The following is an 18,689-nucleotide window of genomic DNA, read 5'->3' as shown; positions in this document are numbered from 1 at the left end:
GCTGTGTGTTTCAGAACTATAAGTAAATACTCAAGTTCAAATTTTAATTACTGAACTACAGTAGTGTCAACAGTTGTAGTAGCAGCAGTATCTACAGTAGTAGCTTCAACTGGAGCAGTAGCATCAGCTGGAGTAGTTTCTTCTACTGTAGTCTCAGTAGCTTCAGTTTCAGTAGCAGCATCTTGGTTACCGCAAGCAGTGAAAGCAGTAAGAGCAACAGCAACGAAAGCGAATTTGAATAGATTTTTCATCTTGTGTTTGTGATTAAGTATTTTGGTTTCGATTTTCACTTCATACAAAATACTGCCCCAGGTAACCCGCCTTTCAGAAAAAAATTAAAAAGTTTTTTTCGGGTTACAAAATGATGCTTTTTGTATTAAAAAACAGAATGGAATGAAGAAGAGCTTGTATGATACGGATGAAGCGATCATAGAGGGGATCCGACATAATGACGACAGTGCGCTGGCCCAGTTGTACAAACTTCACTTCCCGATGATTTCTCACTTTATTCTGAGCAACAGCGGAACTGACGACGAGGCAAAAGACATTTACCAGGAAAGCGTGATTGTTTTTTATGAGAAGATAAAAGACAACACGCTGGAGCTGAGCTGCCAGATCAAAACGTACCTCTATTCAGTTTGCCGGCGGCTGTGGCTGAAGCGGCTTGCTGAGAAAGGCCGCTTTGCCAGTAAGCTGGATGATTCGGAGAGCTTTATGCGTGTGGAAGAGGACCTGCCTGAGCACGAAGAGCAGGAACGGCAGTTCGGGGTAATGACGGCAGCACTAGAGCAGTTGGGAGAGCCTTGCCGCAGTTTACTGGAAGATTTTTACATCCGGACACAAAATATGCAGGTGATTACCGATAGGTATGGCTACGTGAATACGGATACGGCCAAGAACCAGAAGTATAAGTGCCTGCAACGCCTGAAGAAGTTATTCTTTGCCACCTATAAGCCCGAGGTATAACAGGGCAAACCAGCATTCAGGGTTCAGCAAAACCCACAAGAGGACGACGATGTTAGAATACCGCACTTACGAGCAAATTGAACGCTACCTGAACGGCAATATGGCCGCGGAAGAGCATGCCGCTTTTGAGGCCTTGCTCCGCACAGACGCACGCTTGGCAGGGCAGGTGCGCGAACACAAGCAGTTGCTGCAGGCTTTGCAGCAGTATGGCCGGCGCAAATCGCTGAAAGAGCAGCTTAACCGCCTGCACAGCACCATGGAGCAGGAAAACCTTCCGGACGATTCACCTGTTCCTGTGGCTTCCTCTCCGGCTGCGGCTGCCAAATGGCGCGTGTTTATCAACCGCCATACCCAGACAATGGCAGTAGCTGCCAGTGTGTCGCTGCTCTCTGTATTTGGCACCTTGTGGAGTGTGCAGCAAATACGCAAGCCGGTGCAGCAGCAAACAGCCCGTTATGTAGAGCTCCGCCGCGAAGTGGAACGCCTGAAGAAAACACAAACTGCCATTATCAACGGTATCAATGATGCCTCTAAACCGGCTGCTACGCGGGCTGCAACATTCAGCGGCACTGGCTTTGCCATCAGCGCGGACGGCTACGTCGTAACCAACTCGCATGTGGTGGAAGGCGGCGACTCTATTTACATCGAAAATAACAAGGGCCTTAAGTATAAGGTAAGCGAAGTATACCGCGATCAGATCCATGACCTTTCTATCCTGAAAGTGGAGGACCCGAATTTTAATGGCTTCAGCAAGCTGCCGTATACATTTAAAACTGCAGAGTCTGATCTGGGTGAGCATGTATTTACGCTCGGGTATCCGCGGGAAGATATTGTGTTTGGCGAAGGCTCCCTGAGCTCTACCTCCGGTTTTGAAGGCGACACAACAGCATACCAGATCTCTATACCACTTAATCCCGGCAACAGCGGTGGTCCGCTTCTGGATGATAAAGGTAACATGATTGGGGTGATCAGTGGCAAACAAGCCGGCCAGGAAGGAGCTGCTTTCGCCATCAAGTCAGCCTACCTGCTACAGATGGTGGAGGAGCTGCCTAAAACAGCCGCTATCGCTCCGCTTATACTCCCGAAAAGTAATACTTTAGCGGGTTGTTCACGCCCGCAGCAGCTTAAAAAATTAAAAGACTACGTATTCGTGGTTAAGGTATACAATTAATTAGTCAAGGCCTTCTATACATAAGTATAAGGAGGACTTGACTCGCTTTCTCCTCTCTGTTTTGCTCCCCTGGCTTAACATTTTCTCATAAAAAGAGTTAAATATATAGTGTATGGTAATACATACATTATCAATAAATTAACCGAACAAAACTATGAGAAAGACAATCTTAAAACCTATGGCCGCTTTTATAGTGGCCACCTTTACGCTGGCAGGGTGTGCCAGCTCTAACGACAATATGAACACAACCGCCATGGACGATACTGTTTCCATGTCGGAGACACAGACAATGGCAGGCTCTACTTCTGATGCTAACAATGGCAAGGAAGTAGAAGTAGGCATGGTAGCCTCTGTACCAGTAGCCGTAATGCCTATTGCAAGCCTGTCGATGGAAAATACAGTTCCGGTGGGCGAAATGTTCGAAGATGTGGATAACACCGAGCAGTATGATGTGCTGGCCTTGGCTCAGAAGAGCCCGAACCTCTCCACCTTTGTAAAACTCATCGAGCTGGCAGACCTGCAAAATGATCTGCAGCGTGTGGGAGATGTAACGATTTTTGCTCCAACAAACGAGGCTTTTGCCAAGCTGCCCCAAGACCAGTTGAAAATGCTGTTAGACCCGGCCAACAAAGCCCAGCTGATGCAGGTGCTGCAAGCACATGTGTTGCCTAACAAAGTGGCTTCTACTGAGTTTAACACCATGCAACGCATCACACTTTCTGACGACCGCTATATTCCGGTAGATGTGTCGATGAACGGAACCGTTGTTACTATTGGCGGTGCTACCATTGTAAAGCCAAACATCGAAGCGTCTAACGGTATCATACATGTTGTTGACAATGTGATCTTGCCGCAACAAGTCGCTCAGGAAGACTCTGGTTTATAATATCGTGGAAGAAGTATACAGAAGAGCTTTTCCTTTTGGAAGAGCTCTTCTGTTTTATTTTTCCTTATACAGACCACCAGATGTGCTTCAAAGCATTTAACAACCTATAGCTACCCACCTGTTCAGCTTCCTGTTTTTATACCAGAGCGCCAGGTGAAAAGCAGCTATACTTTATACTTCCCCTTAAATGGGGTGATCAAATAATTTACAAAACTTAAACTCAAATACTATGAAAAAGAATCTTATAACTCCTATAGCTGCCATGGCGATAACAGCCTCTATGCTGTTTGGCTGTGCCAGTTCGAATGAAAATATGGACGCTACTGCCACCGACAGCACTACTATGAGCGAAACGCAAACAATGGGTGGCGATATGCAGAACAGTACCACCACAACAACATCGGACATTTCTGCTACCAACACCACAACAGACATGGCCGGCAGCTCAAGCGCTGCTACAACGGATATGTCGTCTGACATGAACTATACCACCATGTTCAACGATATCAGCAACACGAAAGCATACGATATACTGGCGCTGGCAAAAACGAATCCGCACTTATCTACTTTTGTGCAGCTGATGGAAACTTCCGGCCTGGCAAAAGGCTTGGAGCGTAGCGGTGCCTCATTTACCGTATTTGCGCCAACAAACGAAGCTTTTCAGTCGCTTTCTAAAGAAACGTATGACAACCTGACGGACCCGCAGCATAAAGCAGAGTTGGTAAAGATCCTGCAGGCGCATGTGCTACCAAACAAGGTGATGTCATCACAGTTCAACGAAACGCAGCGTATTGAAACAGCAGATGGCAACTACATCGCCATCAGCACGAACACTAGAGTTGGCTCTAATGCTCCTGTTACAGTTGGCGGAGCTACTATAGTTAAACCGGACGTAGAGGCTTCGAATGGCGTACTGCATGTAGTAAATGCGGTAATTATGCCAGAAGAAAATAACACGCCAGGTGGCATAATCAGGCAATAACATTGCATTAACAAGTATAAAAGTAAAGGGGCTCTTCCAGTGAAGAGCCCCTTTACTTTTATACTTGCTTTATACTTAAAGGTGCTGAAGAAAGGTACTGTTTTAAATTAACACATCTCAGTGCACTTCAAATCGGTATAATAAGAAAACCAAGCTTATAAAACAATGATGTATAAAATGACTTTACAACTTGTGGTACTCCTGGCTGCAACAAGCCTGCTGAGTGGCTGCGCTACCTCCGATACGAACATGGAGACCGAAACAGACACCGTGGGAACAGTGCCTGAAATGGAAAATCCGGCGAACCCGGACAAAACACATGATACAGAAATGTATCCGCCGGACAGCGTTGGGCAAGCTACAGTTTCAGCCAGCAACCCGATCGGGCGTGAACAAAACATTGTGGCCCTGCTGCAGAGCGATCCTAACATGTCGACATTGGTGAAACTGATACGTGCCGCTGACATGATCACCGTATTGGAAAGCCCCGCCACCTATACCTTATTTGCACCCAATAATGCTGCTTTTGCAGCCCTGCCTGCCGGTACTTTAGAAGCGCTGGAGCGGCCGGACAACAAACTGGAACTGACACGCCTGCTGCAGGCACATCTGATACCCAACAGGGTGATGTCGTATGAGTTAAAAGATAACATGCAGATGAGCACTGCGCAGGGTGAAGCCGTTCCTGTGCAGGTAGATGAGCGTGGCATTGTGGTGGGAGGCGCGCAAGTGCTGACACCAGACATCAAGGCATCGAATGGCGTGGTACATATAATTGATAAGGTACTGGTGCCGAAAGAATAAAGCGGGCAGTTTTGGCTATCCTGCTTCTGAGGCCCGTTATGATACGCTGGAATAGGGCTGTCGTAACTATACCTTGCAGGAGCCGTTAGTATAACTGTAGCGCAGCTTATGCCTGCTATGCCGGTTTAAGCTGCAATGCAAAAACCGAACTTAACTATAACAAAAAAAACTATGATGAACAAAACAGATAACGCGGGTATGATGACCGCTATGTTTAGAGACCGAGAAAGTGCTGAACGTGCCTTTGAAGAATTACGTGCGCGCGGATATGACAAAGATGATATTAACGTAGTAATGTCGGATGAAGGCCGTAAAAGACACTTCGGAGATGACGATAAAGATGATACAACAGAACTAGGTAACAAGTCGCTGGAAGGCGCCGGAGCCGGATCAGCCATTGGTGGTACACTAGGTGCCATTGTGGGTGCCATTGCCGCAATCGGTACTTCTGTAGCGATACCTGGTTTGGGCCTGATTGTAGCCGGCCCGCTGGCAGCAGGACTAGCAGGTGCAGGTGCAGGTGGCTTAACAGGTGGCCTGATAGGCGCTCTGGTAGGTGCCGGTATACCTGAAGAACGTGCCAAAGTATATGAGACCGGTATCAAAGAAGGTAACATTGTACTTGGTTTTAAACCGCACAGTTCAGAAGATGCCCGTTACTTCGAAACGCACTTCCAGAACAACAGAGGAGAGCACATTTATTACTAACCTCTGGTAATTCATAAATAAAGCAAAAGCCGGGGATCCTTCAGATCCCCGGCTTTTGCTTTATCTGGCAGCCACAACACAGTACCGAAAGTCCTAATTACTGCAGCTTTCTGCTTGTATGATCAAACTATATGCATATTATTGAATATAACTTAATTGAAAGCCGGCTAAGTTTCGGTATATTGAGCACGCCAGTAAAATACCTGCAGAAAACATGAGCGCAGCCTATTGCTTAGCAAGCAGGCCACGCGTTATACAAGCGCCAGATGAACCGACTAAAGCACATCCTCATCATTGACGATGACCAGATAAATAATCTGTTTTCACAGATAGTGCTGGAGGATGCGAACATAAGTGATCTTATTTCTGTGTGTCAGAGCGTACCTGAGGCGCTGGAATTCCTATACAACATTACCTCCAACTCAGATACGCTTTTCCCCGATATGATTCTGCTGGATATCAGTATGCCCACCCTGGATGGCTTTGATTTTCTGGACAGCTACTATGCCCTGGGTTATCATACCCGCTACCAAACCTTTATCTCGATGTTTACTACATTTAAAGAGCAGGAATTCCGGGTACGGCTGGAGCAGTACGAGGTCGTGGTAGGTTTTATCAACAAGCCGCTTTCCATGCCGGCTCTGCAAAGTATACTTGCCATTAAAGCAGGCAGCAATCCGGAAAATAACCTGCCGTAGTTCCATTCACTTTAGGTCAGCACCAGCATTACGGAGTAACAGAAAATAGCTCAGCTTTGAACAGAGAACCGCTAATCGCTGCAGTACCTGTCTATACAATTGGCACAGCTCCTACCTTTTCGTTTTGGCGCCAGCCATTATAATATAGCTTTTAATACTGCCCATACGTGCTCGGCCAGTAGCTTCTGCCCTGCTGCATTCGGGTGCACGCCATCGGGCAAGTTCAGGTGGCGCATCCCGGCTACGCCTTCAAGCAGAAAAGGTATAAAGACAAGGTTATTGGCCAGCGCCAACTCCCGGAACAGCTTCCGGAACTCGGCAGCATAGCGACCGGGCACAATGTCAGGTATCTCCATGCCTGCTAATATCATCTTTACCTCGGGGTAGCGGAGTTTCACTTTATCAATAATGGTCTGCAGGTTTTGACTTGTTTCCCGGGCCGGTATGCCGCGCAAACCGTCGTTCGCTCCCAGCGCCAACACAAAAATATCGATGGGCTGGTTAAGCCAGCGCTCTACACGGTGTATGCCGCCGGCTGTGGTGTCGCCGCTCAGGCCGCCGTTCAGTACCTGGTAGGCATTTCCGTTTTCCTTCAGCCGCTGCGCTATCAGCGAGGGGTAGGCTTGCGCAGCAGGCAGCCCATACCCTGCAGTTAAGCTGTCACCAAAAAATAAGATTGTTTTCATGTACCTTGTTTAAAAGAAGAGTGCCTTCCCACTTACCCGCTCCAGCAAAAAAGGGTTGCCCGCTAGGGCAACCCTTTCAGTAGAAAAGCGGCGGTACTTACTCAGCAGCGTCTTTCATCTGGCGCAGGCGCTGGCTAGTAGCCAGCGAGGCCTGCTTCTGTTTCTCTACCATCTGCACAACTTCGCGCGGCAGCTCTGCCTTGTGTTCCAGCGCATCGTTGTAAGCTTTCTGCGCCCACTCCTCCCCTGTCAGGTTCGATTGGATTACTGCTTCTTCGTCGCTGCCGGTTACGGTAGATTTCACATCCATCCAACCCCGGAATATTTTACCTTTGGTAGTCGTACTATGCTCAGTATCTCCCCCTAATCTGCTGATCGTGCTATTGATCTCACTAGCGAACTGGCGGCTCTGGTTGATCAGATCCTTATAGTAAGCCTGATGGGCTGGGTCTTTCGTCATCTCTGCGGCATGCGTATACCCCTGCGTTCTATCGTTTACAAAAAGGTTAAGTTCCTGAAGAACATCTACGGTCTTTTCATTGTTGTTATTCATAGTTTGGTTTTAAATGGTTAAAAAGTGTTACTCTCTTTGTAACAAGCATCGCCTTCAATTTGTTATACTTATACTACCGGCTCCAGCAATTTGCCGGACCTTCTGCACATTGTGTTTTGGCAACTTTTATACTACATTACAAAATCTTAAACTTAATCGCTGCCCTCGCACAATCTACGGCACCACTTTTGCGTATTGTAATTTAGTTCAACATACTTATTTAGATGCTATCCTTGACAACCCGATTCAAAATTATATTATCAGTTCTGGCAGTTGTACTGCTTTCTGCTTCCTTTATTCTGTATAACAGAAGCACCGGCATGCCAGATGGGAAGAATGAAATTCTGCTTAAAGCGCTGATGCAGGGCCTGAGCACAGGCCATTATCAACCTGAGAAAGTAGATGATGCTTTCTCTAAAAAAGTGTTCAAGCTTTACTTAGACCGCCTGGACTACAACAAGAAATTTTTGCTGGCCTCTGACGTAGACAAGCTGCGCAAGTATGAAACGGCGATTGATGATGAGCTGAATGAAGGATCATACGAATTTTTCAACCTCTCTGCTGACCTGATGGACCAGCGCATCAAAGATTCGCAGGCATACTATAAAGAGATTTTAGCCAAGCCTTTCGACTTTACAAAAGATGAAAGTGTAGAGTTGGACGGTAAAAAGCTTGCTTTTGCAAAAGACGCTGCAGCCCTGAAAGAAGAATGGCGTAAGCAGTTAAAGTATCAGACGCTCACCCGCCTGGCTAGCATCAAGGAAGAGCAGGAAAAGGCGATTGCCAACGGCGATAAGTCTGCTGTAAAAACCCCGGAGCAGATGGAGAAAGAAGCCCGCGAAAAAGTGCTCAAGTCTTACAACGACCTGTACGACCGCCTCTCCAAAGTCAACCGCGACGATAGGCGCGCGACGTTCATCAATGCGATCACCAACGTATATGACCCGCACACCGACTATTTCCCACCAAAAGATAAAAAAGCGTTTGACATTGAATTTACCGGCCGTCTGGAAGGTATAGGCGCCACTTTGCAGGAAAAAGACGGACAGATTAAAGTAGTGGACATTGTACCTGGCAGCCCCTCTTACCTGCAAGGCGATCTGAAGCCGGGTGATGCCATCCAGAAAGTAGCGCAAGGCGATCAGGAGCCCGTATTGATTGAAGGCATGCGTATTGACGATGCCATTCAGCTGATTCGTGGCAAGAAAGGCACCGAGGTTCGCCTGACGGTGAAAAAACCAGATGGTACCACCAAAGTTATCCCGATTGTACGTGACGTGATTGTGATTGCCGATACGTATGCCCAGTCTGCAATGGTGAATGATAAAGCGAAGATCGGTTACATAAAGCTGCCTGGCTTCTACGCCGATTTTGAAAATAATGGTGCGCCGAGCAGTGCCGAAGACGTGAAGCGTGAGATTGCCAAACTGAAGGCTGCCGGCATGAAAGGCCTGGTGCTTGATCTTCGGAATAACGGCGGCGGTTCCCTGGCCGATGCTGTTCAGATGAGTGGTTTGTTTATTGACAAAGGCCCAATTGTACAGGTGAAAACAGCTACCGGCAAAGCCGTAGTGCTCGATGACCGCGACCCACAGGTACAGTATGATGGCCCACTGGTGATTCTGGTAAACTCCAACAGCGCCTCTGCCTCTGAGATTCTGGCAGCTGCCATGCAGGACTACAACCGCGCCGTGATCATGGGTACGCCTACTTATGGCAAAGGCACCGTGCAGCAGTTCTTTGAGCTCGACGATGCCCTGCCTTCCCAGTTCAACGCCTTTAAACCTTTTGGGGCCCTGAAGCTGACAACGCAGAAGTTCTACCGCATTAACGGCGGCACCACCCAGCTGCGTGGCGTTACGCCAGATGTGATTCTACCGGATTTATATAGCCAACTGGAGTTTGGTGAGAAGGAAAATGATTACCCGCTGCCATTTGACGAGATCTCACCGGCCAACTATAAACCATGGCCTAACACCAAGCTTAACGTTGCCGCCATCAAAGCAGACAGCCGTAGCCGCATTGATAAAAGCAACAGCTTTGGCCTGATTGAGAAAAGCGCAGCACGTCTGAAGCAACAGTCGGATGATACCATGCGCTCGTTAAAGCTGGACAAGTATATGGTGGAAGAGAAGCAGAATGAAGCTGAAAGCAAGCGCTATGAGGAAGCACAGAAGCTGGCACCAACACTTGATGTGGTGCGTCTGCCACAAGACCTGCAGGCCATTGGTACCGATACAGCCAAAGTAGCCCGCAGCACAGAGTTTCTCAAAGGCTTGAAAAAAGACATATACCTGGAAGAGGCAGTTAATGTAATTGAAAAAGACATGATCTAAGCCTCCTCTCCGGAGCAATACCAAAACGCTGGCTATGAGAAGTAGCCAGCGTTTTTTATATTACCCCATCAAACGAACAGATATGCAAAATATATCTCTATACTTCCGAATGCACCGCAATAAACTGGTCCGTATGGCCTGGGTATTACTGATTTCGCTGCAGCCGCTGCTGTTTAGTGCTTGTACTGGTAGTTCCAAGGTGCCTGATGCTGCCGACCGCGGCTATATTGCCGATAAGGCGATGGTGGTATCAGCGCACCCTGATGCCTCGCGCATAGGAATGGAAATTCTGCGGAAGGGGGGCAATGCCTACGATGCTGCTGTGGCCACGCAGTTTGCTCTTGCCGTCGCGTTTCCGGTAGCTGGCAACATTGGCGGTGGCGGCTTTTTAGTTTACCGCGACCACAACGGCCAGACAGGTGCATTGGATTACCGGGAGAAAGCACCCGCCGCTGCTACGGAAACCATGTACCAGGACAGCGCCGGCAATGTGATTGAAGGGCTCAGCACCGGCGGCCATTTGGCAGCAGGCGTGCCTGGCGCTGTAGATGGCATGGTGGCGCTGCACCGGAAGCTGGGAAAGCTGCCTTGGGAAGCACTTGTGCAACCAGCGATAGACCTGGCAAAACGGGGTGTGGTGCTGTCGGCGAAGGAGGCCGAGGGGCTGAACAGCAATAAAGAGAACTTCATCCAGTTTAACAAGCATATGCCGTACCTGGTGCGCGACCGCGAGTGGCAGGCAGGTGATACATTACACCACCCGGCGTTGGCGCAAACGTTGGAGCGCATCCGCGACAGAGGCCGCGAAGGCTTTTATGCCGGCGAAACAGCTGCTTTGATTGTGCGCGAAATGCAGCGCGGTAATGGCATTATCACGCTAGAGGACCTGCAGAACTATCATGCCACCTGGCGCACGCCGGTCACCGGTAAGTATAAGGATTATAAAGTAATCTCTATGTCTCCGCCTTCCAGTGGCGGTATTGCGCTGTTGCAACTCCTAACCATGATGGAGCCTTACGACCTAAGCAAGTATGGCTGGCAAAGTGCCAAGAGCGTGCAGCTGATGACAGAGGCCGAGCGCCGCGTATTCGCTGACCGGGCCAAATACCTGGGTGATCCGGATTTTGTGCAGGTGCCCGTGCAGCAGCTTTTAAACGAAGCCTACCTGAAAGACAGGATGGCTACCGTTGACCTGGCCCATGCCACCCCATCTACTGCCATCAAAGCCGGAGAACTGGCAGTGCACGAATCTGACCAAACGACACATTTTAGCATTGTGGACCCTGAAGGTAATGCCGTATCAGCTACTACCACCCTGAATGGCGCTTACGGCTCGAAAGTAGTGGTAGAAGGAGCCGGTTTCCTGCTGAACAACGAAATGGATGACTTCAGCGTGAAGCCCGGCGTACCCAACATGTTTGGCCTGGTAGGCGGCAAAGCAAATGCCGTAGCCCCTAACAAACGCATGCTCAGCTCTATGACCCCTACCATTCTGGAAAAGGACGGCAGGCTATACATGGTGGTGGGCACCCCCGGTGGTTCTACCATCATCACCTCCGTGTTCCAGGCTATTGTGAATGTGGTGGAGCATGGCATGACGATGCAGCAGGCAGTAGCCGCTCCCCGTTTCCATCACCAGTGGCTACCTGATGAGATCATGCATGAGCCAGATGCCATTGCACCCGACGTACGCGCTACCTTGCGTAGCAGAGGCTACGAGCTGCAGGAGCGAGGCCGCTACGGCCGCGTTGACGCCATTCTGGTGCTGCCTAGCGGTAAGCTCGAGGCTGGTGCCGATCCGCGCGGAGACGACGCCGCAGCAGGTTTTTAGGCAGGTTCACCGGCCTTTTGGCGCTTCGCTATAAAGCCGGCCACGTATACACCCATTGTAGCGATACCTGTCAGGGTCATCAGCCCGAAGGTAGCCGCACGGCGGGTGCGTACTTCTTTGGTGAACTTCAGCTCTGCGGCAGGCGCTACCGATTTAGCCAGCAGTATGCCCGTCATAACGGTTAGCAACGAGGTTACGCCCACTGCTGCATGTGCCACGGCCCTGTCGCCGGCTTTAACACCTGCATTTAGCAGCAGAAGTGCACCACCCGCTACCGGCGGAATCAATGCTGTTTTTGGGCGGTTTTCATTCAGAAAATAACTGGTAAGGCCGGCTCCGATCAGGGTAGCGGCGTTGGCTGTATTAGCTATATCGGGTCTTTCTATGATGTCCATTGTCTTTATTGTTTGATCATTTAGTGTACCTCCCGGAGCAACCGTAGGTTATACTTTCGTGCAGCAGCAAACAACAAGTATGCGGTTAGCTTCTTCCTTTTAATGTAAGCTTTGATTAACCTGCCCTTCTCAGGGAAGGGAGTTTTGCCTAACTATAGGTGATTCCCGCTTGTAAGGGGACAGGAGGGTTTATACCTGCAAAGCACTTATTGATCGTTACAGGTTTCTAATTCTCTCCGGTGCTCACAGTTTAGCCAGCGCATGCTCTATATCTTGTATCAGGTATTCGGGTTCTTCCAGGCCCACATAAAATCGAATCAGGTTTACAGGTAGATCTGTTTTCATGGTGTCTGAAGTATAAGTGGCCGATACCGGAAAGATCAGCGACTCATGCCCGCCCCAGGAAGCTGCCATCAGGAAACGTTTCAGGCTGTCGCAGAACAGGTCTACTTTGGTGGGCTCAGTAGTTTGTAGCAGAATGGAGAACTGCCCGGAATTGTTGTGCATCTGCTTTCGCGCCAGTTCATACTGTGGGTGCGAGGGAAGAAACGGAAAGAGCACCCGCTCTACTTTCGGGTGCTGAACTAAATAGTCCACCACCTGCCTGGCAGTCGCAGCTACACGCGCCATACGCAGCGGCAACGTGCGCAGGCCGCGCAGCAGCAGCCAGGCAGCATGCGGCGCCAGCACAGCGCCCAGTGTCATATACTCCTGCCGAAATATCTTATTTATACTTGCCCGCGCGCCGCACACCACGCCGCCCATCACATCCGAATGCCCGCCAATATATTTGGTACAGGAGTGCACCACCAAGTCTACGCCCAGTTTTATCGGTTGCTGATACAAGGGGCTGGCAAAGCTGTTGTCGATGATGGTGGTGCAGCCGTGCTCTTTGGCAATGGCTACTACAGCCGCAATGTCCTGCAACTCAAAAGTGAAAGAATTCGGGCTCTCTAAGTATAAAACTGTGGTGTTGGGGCGGATGGCCTGCCGGTAGTTGCCGGCGTCAGTGCCATCCACAAAGGTAGTCGTTACCCCAAACCGCAGTAGAAACTCGTGGAGCAGCTTATTGGTCCAGCTATAAGGATGGCGCACGCACACCACATGGTCACCGGCTTTTACCTGCGAGAGTACGGCTGCGGAAACAGCTGCAATGCCACTGCCAAAGGCCAGCGCATGCTCGGCTCCTTCCAGTGCCGCCAGTTTCTTCTCCAGTATGGTAACGGTGGGGTTGTTACCGCGCGAGTACATGTATTCGTCTACCTCATGCTGCATTTTGTGCCGCATCTCCGCCACAGTGCTGCAAGCAAAATTGCTGCTCTGGATGATAGGTGGTGCCACAGCATTAAAATACTGCTCCCGCTCTTCCCCGAGTTCATTGATGATGTAGGATATATCCATTTGCATGCTTTCTGCTGCTATTTTACTCCAAAAGTATACTTCAAGTTATACCGCTTTCCCCTTTAAATTAGGTCTTTCGAATTGCTAATTATATTAGTCTATACATTGAAACCACCTCCTCAGAAATAATTTTTTAAAATTGTACAACAATGTTAGCAACTAACTGATTGTCAATATAATAGTTAATGTTACATCAGCAAAAAACATACACTTTTTGCAACTCACTTTATACTAATTTTGTTAGTTATACATGAAAGAGAAAGAAGAAGAAAACGTATTTTCGATCTATCCGGAAGAGGAGAAACAAGCTGATCAGGAGTGGCAAAAATCCATTCCGGCCCAGATATTTCTCAACTACTTTTTCGCGATAAGTTATCACATCCAGCACTTCAACAGCAACGGCCTGGATAGCCTGGCATTTTTCAGGGAGGCAAAGCCGGAACTGAGCGAGCAGGACCTGGAAGCTGTAAAGCGTCTGCTGCTTAACAGCTGGAGCACGGAGTATGCGCTGCGTTCTACAGCGGAGTTGGGCGACGAAGCCTATATGCGCAATGCGCTGCACTGGACGTTTCCGCAGGCGTATTATGCGGTATTTGCCAGCCTGCAGGCGTTCCTGCATACGCGTGGCGTAAAAACCAACAACGAAGCCTGGGTACTACGCGAAGCAGGCCGCCTTGTGGTGAAAAATGCCTATCCGCAGGCGATGAGCTTTTATGCCGCCGGTCATTACGACGATTTTAACATCCGTCGTTTGCCGCTGGCGCACTATAAGCCAGGTTTGCAGATAGCAGGCAAGGAACTCGAAGCGCAGGCGCAGATTGGGCAATTCCTGAAAACCACACGCCGGCAGAAGGCAAAAGTTGTGCGGCAGCAGGTGCAGGCAAACCAGGCTACAGCTATCCGAAGCAGTAAAACAGGCGACGTACTGCAGAAATTTGGCCCGCAGCACTGGCAGCAGCTTACCTGGCGCATGGGTTATACTACGCTGTTCGACCTGATGGCACGTTTGCGCATCTCCTCTTCGCACCGCGAGATAGAGCGCTTCGTGCAAGCCGACATCGACTTCAAGTTATTCCATGAATCGCTGCTACAGCTTGTGAGTTACCTGAATGGCATACATGAGTGCTACATTGCACAGGCAATGGGCTTGCAGCAGTATGAGGCTTTTGTAAAAGAACTGCCCACTCACCTGCAGAATTCTTTTGTAACGGCACGCCTACAGCAGCAGATCAGCCCGCTGCTTAGCAGCGAATACCAACTGGGAGCAGCTGCTTAATACAGCTTATATTTCCTTCTATCGTATGCCCTTGTAGGTTCTGCTTGCAAGGGCATTTTTATGTCAGCTCTGCATAGGAACCTCTCTAACCGGCATAATTCACTACCCCCGGCAGCGCATGCTTTTGCGTTTATACTTCCTGCTTCCCTACAGCTGTTCAGGTATCGGGCAATTAATCGAGCAACCGCTCAACAAATAAACAATTACCTTTAAAAGCTGCCGAATATTTCCGAATTTTACATTTTGTTATAAAACATACACTTAGAGTATAAGAATCGCATGCAACTGAGCGAACAGGAACTACGCAGGCGCCATGAGCGCGAAGAGTTGGAGAAAATGGGCATCAACCCCTATCCTTCTGAAACATTTGAAGTTACTGCCACTGCCAAAGAGATAAAACAGCATTTCGATAAAGAGAAGAACAACTACCAGGAAGTGAGCTTGGCCGGCCGTTTGATGAGCCGCCGCATTATGGGCAAGGCTTCGTTTGCCGAGCTCATGGACAGCACCGGCCGCATCCAGATCTACGTGTCGCGAGATGATATTGCCCCGGGCGAAGACAAGGACCTTTACAATACGGTGTTCAAGAAAATGCTGGATATCGGCGACTTTATCGGTATCAAAGGCTATGTGTTCATCACGCAGGTAGGCGAAATATCAGTGCATGTAACTGAGCTCAAGCTCCTGACAAAATCGCTGAAGCCGCTGCCGGTCGTAAAGCGCGAAGTGGATGAGAACGGCGTGGAGCACGTGTATGATGCCTTCAGCGATCCGGAACTGCGCTACCGCCAGCGCTACGTAGACCTGATTGTAAACCCGGAAGTACGCGAAACCTTTAAAAAGCGTACGCAGCTGGTGAACTCCATGCGCCAGTACCTGAGTGGCCAGGGTTATCTGGAGGTAGAAACGCCAATCCTGCAGCCTTTGTACGGCGGGGCTGCGGCGCGTCCGTTCAAAACACATCACAATACGCTGGACATGACGCTGTACCTGCGCATCGCCAACGAGCTATACTTGAAGCGCCTGATTGTGGGCGGTTTTGATGGCGTGTTCGAGTTTGCCAAAGACTTCCGCAACGAAGGCATGAGCCGCTTCCACAACCCGGAGTTTACGCAGGTGGAGCTCTACGTGGCCTACAAAGACTACAACTGGATGATGAACCTGGTGGAGGAGATGGTGGAGAAAGTAGCCCTGGACCTGCACGGCACCACCGAAGTAAAGGTCGGCGACAACATCATCAATTTCCAGCGCCCCTGGAAGCGTTTTACCATGTTCGAAGCCATTGAGCACTTCACCAAGATCGATATTTCGCAGATGGAGGAGCCGGAACTGCGCCAGACAGCCGAGAAACTGGGCTTTAAAGTAGATCCGAAACTGGGCAAGGGCAAGATCATTGATGAGATCTTCGGCGAGACGTGCGAACCATACTTGATTCAGCCAACCTTTATTACGGATTATCCGGTAGAGATGAGTCCGTTGGCTAAAAAGCACCGCGACAAGCCGGGTCTTGTGGAGCGCTTCGAAGCCATCTGCAACGGCAAAGAAATTTGCAACGCTTTCTCGGAGCTAAATGACCCCATTGACCAGCGCGCCCGCTTTGAGGAGCAGTTGGAGCTAGGCAAACGCGGCGACACCGAAGCCATGGTGCTGGACGAGGATTTCCTGCGCGCTCTGGAGTATGGCATGCCGCCAACTGCAGGCTTGGGCATTGGCATCGACCGCCTAAGTATGATCATGACCAACTCGCATTCTATTCAGGATGTGCTGTTCTTCCCGCAAATGAAGCCGGAGAAGCAGGACGAATAACATTACTCTAAGTATAAAATACAAGCGCCCTGCAATATTGCAGGGCGCTTGTATTTTATACTTTATAATATGGGTTACAGGCCAGGTGTGTTCTTGGCTGTATCCGTCATGTTCTTCACTTCCTGATCTTCCCATTTATTTGGGTCGGTGTAAGGGCTCTTGTGTACTGTGCCTACACTGGAAGTGCTGGTTGAACTATCCTTTTTACCTGTCAGGCTGCTCACTTTTTCTTTTACCTGGTCTCCTACTTTAGTGGCGGAGTCCACTACCTGCTGCCGCAGCACTTTGCCTTTGTCGGGCGCCAGTAGCATTCCTGCCAGCACACCTACGCCAGCTCCTGCCAGCAAACCAACTGCCAGCTTTCCGGTACCCGAATCGTTCTGCTTGTGACTTTTGTGGCCATTTCCTGATCTGCTGAAGTCAGTGCTTTTCTGCTTTATCTGTCGTATGCTGGAGTTGCTGAAGTTTCCTCTTTCCTCCCCTAGTGTTCTGCATTCCATATTCGTTCTCATAAGTTTATTTTCTTTTAGGTTAATGTATGACGTACGTAATTAACAAAGTCATACTTTAATTAACGGGAGTGCTGCCTGAAGGTTGATAAGAAGCTCTTCTAAAAATTAAAGAAGGCCTGCTCCTAAACAGGAACAGGCCTTCTTTTAATGCGGCAAATGAAATTCCGGAGCACCTAACCTTTCGGAGGAAACCCAGGAAATCATGCCGATATATACGACAGTGGTATACTATACGCGGCCACCACTTGTAGAACCTCCGCCAGTGCTGCCAGCACCCGAAGTTCCGCCTGTTGTGCTGCCCCCGGTAGATGAACCACCGGTTGCAGTACCACCTGTTTTCGCTCCGCCTGATGCAGAAGAACCACCTGTATTAGATGATCCGCCAGTATTAGATGAACCACTGTTATTAGACGATCCACCGGCATTTGATGAACCACCGCCCATCACATCCCCGGCCATGTCGCTAACTTTGCTATAAGCATCCGTGCTCATATTTTTGATTTCATCCAGCCCCGCCTGCAGGTTTTTCTCTAAGTCTTTGCTTAGTTTGCCAGCCCATTTTTTCACGCTATCACGAGTTGCCTCGCCTGTATCGGGGGCCATTAGCAAGCCTGCGATAACGCCGGCACTTGCGCCAGCTAAAAGGGCAAGTAATACCTTTCCGCTATTGTCTCTCATAGTTCTGTTATTTAGAAATGAAAATTATTTTCTTTATCTGATGGTAATAACGTGAAGTATAGCATTAAGTTATATCTATACTTTAAAACGTAAGTATTACAGGATCAATCCCATAAAAAAGCCCGACCTGCTGCGCCGGGCTTTTTTAGTGCTATAGCCTATAGGTCTGAAATCAGCTTTACGATCTCGTCTTTTGTTTTGCCTAACCGGCGCTGCAGGCGGCCGAACAGTTCGTCTTCCTGGCCTTCTGCATACGTTAAATCATCGTCCGTCAGGTCGGCATAGTTCTTCTTCAATTGTCCTTTCACATCATCCCAGGAGCCACGCATCACCAGGCTGCTGCCGGCATCTGTCGTGCCACTGCTTTCCAGGCTGTCCATCCACTTTTTCACTGTACGCTCCATATCTTCCCCTACTTTCGAAAAGCTGCGTTTTACGCTGTCGCGGGTAGTGCGGCCGTTATCGGGGGCAAGCAATACACCGGTTACAATGCCGGCACCAATACCGGCCAGGGTAGCCAGCAGTATTTTTCCTTTGTCTTCGTTCATGTTCATTCTTCTTTTAAAGTTCTCTTTGTTAGCAAAGCGCCGTTTAGCTTGTTTGCCGCTGCCGGCATACAGAAAACGTTGGTTTATTTCTAAATTTACGCTTCAAGATAAATACGGCAGAAGCTTTGGTAAGTTCAGCTTTGGCCAGAGCAGCACCTCCGGGCGCCGGGCGCGTATAAGGTTCTGCGCCCACACCATCCTACTTATGAAAAGAATAACCGCGGCCATTCTCTTTGTTTTTTTGTGTGCCACGTTTGCCTGTACCAGCACTAAAGTGGCAACAGTCTGTATTGATCCTGCTAAAGTAAATCCTGACCAGATCTGCACTATGCAGTACGAGCCTGTGTGCGGCTGCAACGGCAAGACCTATGGCAATGCCTGCGAAGCCGACCGCGCCGGGCTAACCGCGTATACCCAGGGTGCCTGTGCCCTGAAACAATAATTTATACTTA

The 18,689-nt window shown here is 49.3% G+C and carries 20 protein-coding genes; 12 read left to right on the top strand and 8 right to left on the bottom strand.

The genetic code is table 11. The annotated features are described in order from the left end of the window. Positions 1 to 47: 47 nt before the first annotated feature. Positions 48 to 251 (bottom strand): hypothetical protein, encoded by a 204-nt coding sequence (locus tag ABDW72_RS17095; RefSeq protein ID WP_347159817.1) that lies wholly within the window; start codon positions 249 to 251, stop codon positions 48 to 50. A gap of 142 nt (positions 252 to 393) precedes the next feature. Here ABDW72_RS17095 and ABDW72_RS17090 point away from each other — a divergent pair, with 142 nt between their 5' ends. The 7 genes from ABDW72_RS17090 to ABDW72_RS17060 all read left to right on the top strand — a co-directional run bounded on the left by ABDW72_RS17090 (position 394) and on the right by ABDW72_RS17060 (position 6,215). Then, entirely contained in the window at positions 394 to 966 is a 573-nt protein-coding gene (locus ABDW72_RS17090; protein ID WP_347159816.1) for an RNA polymerase sigma factor, read from the top strand. 49 nt (positions 967 to 1,015) lie between these two features. Further along, positions 1,016 to 2,137 (top strand): S1C family serine protease, encoded by a 1,122-nt coding sequence (locus ABDW72_RS17085; protein ID WP_347159815.1) that lies wholly within the window; start codon positions 1,016 to 1,018, stop codon positions 2,135 to 2,137. A 154-nt stretch (positions 2,138 to 2,291) separates the two neighbouring features. Then, a complete protein-coding gene (locus ABDW72_RS17080; protein ID WP_347159814.1) occupies positions 2,292 to 3,023 on the top strand; it encodes a fasciclin domain-containing protein in 732 nt (243 codons plus the stop codon). Positions 3,024 to 3,252: 229 nt separating this feature from the next. Then, on the top strand, positions 3,253 to 4,005 hold the full coding sequence (locus ABDW72_RS17075; RefSeq protein WP_347159813.1) for a fasciclin domain-containing protein: 753 nt from the start codon (positions 3,253 to 3,255) through the stop codon (positions 4,003 to 4,005). Between the two features lie 177 nt (positions 4,006 to 4,182). Next, a complete protein-coding gene (locus tag ABDW72_RS17070; protein ID WP_347159812.1) occupies positions 4,183 to 4,809 on the top strand; it encodes a fasciclin domain-containing protein in 627 nt (208 codons plus the stop codon). A 174-nt stretch (positions 4,810 to 4,983) separates the two neighbouring features. Next, complete coding sequence (locus tag ABDW72_RS17065) at positions 4,984 to 5,517, top strand: hypothetical protein (protein WP_347159879.1); 534 nt, start codon at positions 4,984 to 4,986, stop codon at positions 5,515 to 5,517. 266 nt (positions 5,518 to 5,783) lie between these two features. After that, a complete protein-coding gene (locus tag ABDW72_RS17060; protein WP_347159811.1) occupies positions 5,784 to 6,215 on the top strand; it encodes a response regulator in 432 nt (143 codons plus the stop codon). A gap of 137 nt (positions 6,216 to 6,352) precedes the next feature. On the opposite strand, the gene ABDW72_RS17055 is transcribed toward ABDW72_RS17060, so the two are convergent. Then, on the bottom strand, positions 6,353 to 6,901 hold the full coding sequence (locus ABDW72_RS17055) for an arylesterase (RefSeq protein WP_347159810.1): 549 nt from the start codon (positions 6,899 to 6,901) through the stop codon (positions 6,353 to 6,355). A gap of 97 nt (positions 6,902 to 6,998) precedes the next feature. Continuing rightward, positions 6,999 to 7,454 carry a PA2169 family four-helix-bundle protein gene (locus ABDW72_RS17050; RefSeq protein ID WP_347159809.1) on the bottom strand — a complete coding sequence of 152 codons (456 nt, stop codon included), beginning with the start codon at positions 7,452 to 7,454 and terminating at the stop codon, positions 6,999 to 7,001. A 320-nt stretch (positions 7,455 to 7,774) separates the two neighbouring features. Here ABDW72_RS17050 and ABDW72_RS17045 point away from each other — a divergent pair, with 320 nt between their 5' ends. Both ABDW72_RS17045 and ggt read left to right on the top strand, forming a co-directional pair. Beyond that, positions 7,775 to 9,790, top strand: a complete 2,016-nt coding sequence (locus ABDW72_RS17045) for a carboxy terminal-processing peptidase (RefSeq protein ID WP_347159808.1) — start codon at positions 7,775 to 7,777, stop codon at positions 9,788 to 9,790. Positions 9,791 to 9,872: 82 nt separating this feature from the next. Beyond that, positions 9,873 to 11,621, top strand: coding sequence for a gamma-glutamyltransferase (gene ggt / locus ABDW72_RS17040; RefSeq protein WP_430438162.1), 1,749 nt, complete (start codon positions 9,873 to 9,875; stop codon positions 11,619 to 11,621). Here ggt and ABDW72_RS17035 read toward each other — a convergent pair. Continuing rightward, on the bottom strand, positions 11,618 to 12,016 hold the full coding sequence (locus tag ABDW72_RS17035; protein ID WP_347159807.1) for a hypothetical protein: 399 nt from the start codon (positions 12,014 to 12,016) through the stop codon (positions 11,618 to 11,620). The genes ggt and ABDW72_RS17035 overlap by 4 nt on opposite strands. A gap of 243 nt (positions 12,017 to 12,259) precedes the next feature. Further along, positions 12,260 to 13,417, bottom strand: coding sequence for a trans-sulfuration enzyme family protein (locus ABDW72_RS17030; protein ID WP_347159806.1), 1,158 nt, complete (start codon positions 13,415 to 13,417; stop codon positions 12,260 to 12,262). A 250-nt stretch (positions 13,418 to 13,667) separates the two neighbouring features. On the opposite strand from ABDW72_RS17030, the gene ABDW72_RS17025 reads away from it, so the two are divergent. Together ABDW72_RS17025 and lysS are read left to right on the top strand one after the other, a co-directional pair. After that, on the top strand, positions 13,668 to 14,693 hold the full coding sequence (locus ABDW72_RS17025) for a hypothetical protein (RefSeq protein WP_347159805.1): 1,026 nt from the start codon (positions 13,668 to 13,670) through the stop codon (positions 14,691 to 14,693). Positions 14,694 to 14,972: 279 nt separating this feature from the next. Then, positions 14,973 to 16,499 carry a lysine--tRNA ligase gene (gene lysS, locus ABDW72_RS17020; protein WP_347159804.1) on the top strand — a complete coding sequence of 509 codons (1,527 nt, stop codon included), beginning with the start codon at positions 14,973 to 14,975 and terminating at the stop codon, positions 16,497 to 16,499. A 74-nt stretch (positions 16,500 to 16,573) separates the two neighbouring features. On the opposite strand, the gene ABDW72_RS17015 is transcribed toward lysS, so the two are convergent. The 3 genes from ABDW72_RS17015 to ABDW72_RS17005 form a co-directional block, all read right to left on the bottom strand. Beyond that, on the bottom strand, positions 16,574 to 16,999 hold the full coding sequence (locus ABDW72_RS17015) for a YtxH domain-containing protein (protein ID WP_347159803.1): 426 nt from the start codon (positions 16,997 to 16,999) through the stop codon (positions 16,574 to 16,576). A 240-nt stretch (positions 17,000 to 17,239) separates the two neighbouring features. Continuing rightward, positions 17,240 to 17,689: a YtxH domain-containing protein gene (locus tag ABDW72_RS17010; protein ID WP_347159802.1), complete on the bottom strand. Its 450-nt coding sequence runs from the start codon at positions 17,687 to 17,689 to the stop codon at positions 17,240 to 17,242. Positions 17,690 to 17,847: 158 nt separating this feature from the next. Beyond that, entirely contained in the window at positions 17,848 to 18,243 is a 396-nt protein-coding gene (locus ABDW72_RS17005) for a CsbD family protein (protein ID WP_347159801.1), read from the bottom strand. Between the two features lie 199 nt (positions 18,244 to 18,442). Between ABDW72_RS17005 and ABDW72_RS17000 the strand changes: the two genes are divergently transcribed. After that, positions 18,443 to 18,679 (top strand): Kazal-type serine protease inhibitor family protein, encoded by a 237-nt coding sequence (locus tag ABDW72_RS17000; protein WP_347159800.1) that lies wholly within the window; start codon positions 18,443 to 18,445, stop codon positions 18,677 to 18,679. Positions 18,680 to 18,689: the final 10 nt, after the last annotated feature.

It is taken from the genome of Pontibacter chitinilyticus, from assembly GCF_039748935.1.
GTDB lineage: Bacteria > Bacteroidota > Bacteroidia > Cytophagales > Hymenobacteraceae > Pontibacter > Pontibacter chitinilyticus.
Note: the sequence above shows the minus strand (reverse complement) of the source record. Positions and strands in the feature narration are given on the sequence as shown.

Excerpts from the sequence above, each read along its gene's own strand:
- ABDW72_RS17010 (WP_347159802.1), bottom strand. The coding sequence starts at position 17,689 with ATGAGAGACAATAGCGGAAAGGTATTACTTGCCCTTTTAGCTGGCGCA.
- ABDW72_RS17055 (WP_347159810.1), bottom strand. The coding sequence starts at position 6,901 with ATGAAAACAATCTTATTTTTTGGTGACAGCTTAACTGCAGGGTATGGG.
- ABDW72_RS17015 (WP_347159803.1), bottom strand. The coding sequence starts at position 16,999 with ATGGAATGCAGAACACTAGGGGAGGAAAGAGGAAACTTCAGCAACTCC.
- ABDW72_RS17030 (WP_347159806.1), bottom strand. The coding sequence starts at position 13,417 with ATGGATATATCCTACATCATCAATGAACTCGGGGAAGAGCGGGAGCAG.
- ABDW72_RS17070 (WP_347159812.1), top strand. The coding sequence starts at position 4,183 with ATGACTTTACAACTTGTGGTACTCCTGGCTGCAACAAGCCTGCTGAGT.
- ABDW72_RS17090 (WP_347159816.1), top strand. The coding sequence starts at position 394 with ATGAAGAAGAGCTTGTATGATACGGATGAAGCGATCATAGAGGGGATC.
- ABDW72_RS17035 (WP_347159807.1), bottom strand. The coding sequence starts at position 12,016 with ATGGACATCATAGAAAGACCCGATATAGCTAATACAGCCAACGCCGCT.
- ABDW72_RS17095 (WP_347159817.1), bottom strand. The coding sequence starts at position 251 with ATGAAAAATCTATTCAAATTCGCTTTCGTTGCTGTTGCTCTTACTGCT.
- ABDW72_RS17000 (WP_347159800.1), top strand. The coding sequence starts at position 18,443 with ATGAAAAGAATAACCGCGGCCATTCTCTTTGTTTTTTTGTGTGCCACG.
- ABDW72_RS17025 (WP_347159805.1), top strand. The coding sequence starts at position 13,668 with ATGAAAGAGAAAGAAGAAGAAAACGTATTTTCGATCTATCCGGAAGAG.
- ABDW72_RS17085 (WP_347159815.1), top strand. The coding sequence starts at position 1,016 with ATGTTAGAATACCGCACTTACGAGCAAATTGAACGCTACCTGAACGGC.
- ABDW72_RS17065 (WP_347159879.1), top strand. The coding sequence starts at position 4,984 with ATGAACAAAACAGATAACGCGGGTATGATGACCGCTATGTTTAGAGAC.
- lysS (WP_347159804.1), top strand. The coding sequence starts at position 14,973 with ATGCAACTGAGCGAACAGGAACTACGCAGGCGCCATGAGCGCGAAGAG.
- ABDW72_RS17080 (WP_347159814.1), top strand. The coding sequence starts at position 2,292 with ATGAGAAAGACAATCTTAAAACCTATGGCCGCTTTTATAGTGGCCACC.
- ABDW72_RS17050 (WP_347159809.1), bottom strand. The coding sequence starts at position 7,454 with ATGAATAACAACAATGAAAAGACCGTAGATGTTCTTCAGGAACTTAAC.
- ABDW72_RS17075 (WP_347159813.1), top strand. The coding sequence starts at position 3,253 with ATGAAAAAGAATCTTATAACTCCTATAGCTGCCATGGCGATAACAGCC.
- ABDW72_RS17045 (WP_347159808.1), top strand. The coding sequence starts at position 7,775 with ATGCCAGATGGGAAGAATGAAATTCTGCTTAAAGCGCTGATGCAGGGC.
- ABDW72_RS17005 (WP_347159801.1), bottom strand. The coding sequence starts at position 18,243 with ATGAACATGAACGAAGACAAAGGAAAAATACTGCTGGCTACCCTGGCC.
- ggt (WP_430438162.1), top strand. The coding sequence starts at position 9,873 with ATGCAAAATATATCTCTATACTTCCGAATGCACCGCAATAAACTGGTC.
- ABDW72_RS17060 (WP_347159811.1), top strand. The coding sequence starts at position 5,784 with ATGAACCGACTAAAGCACATCCTCATCATTGACGATGACCAGATAAAT.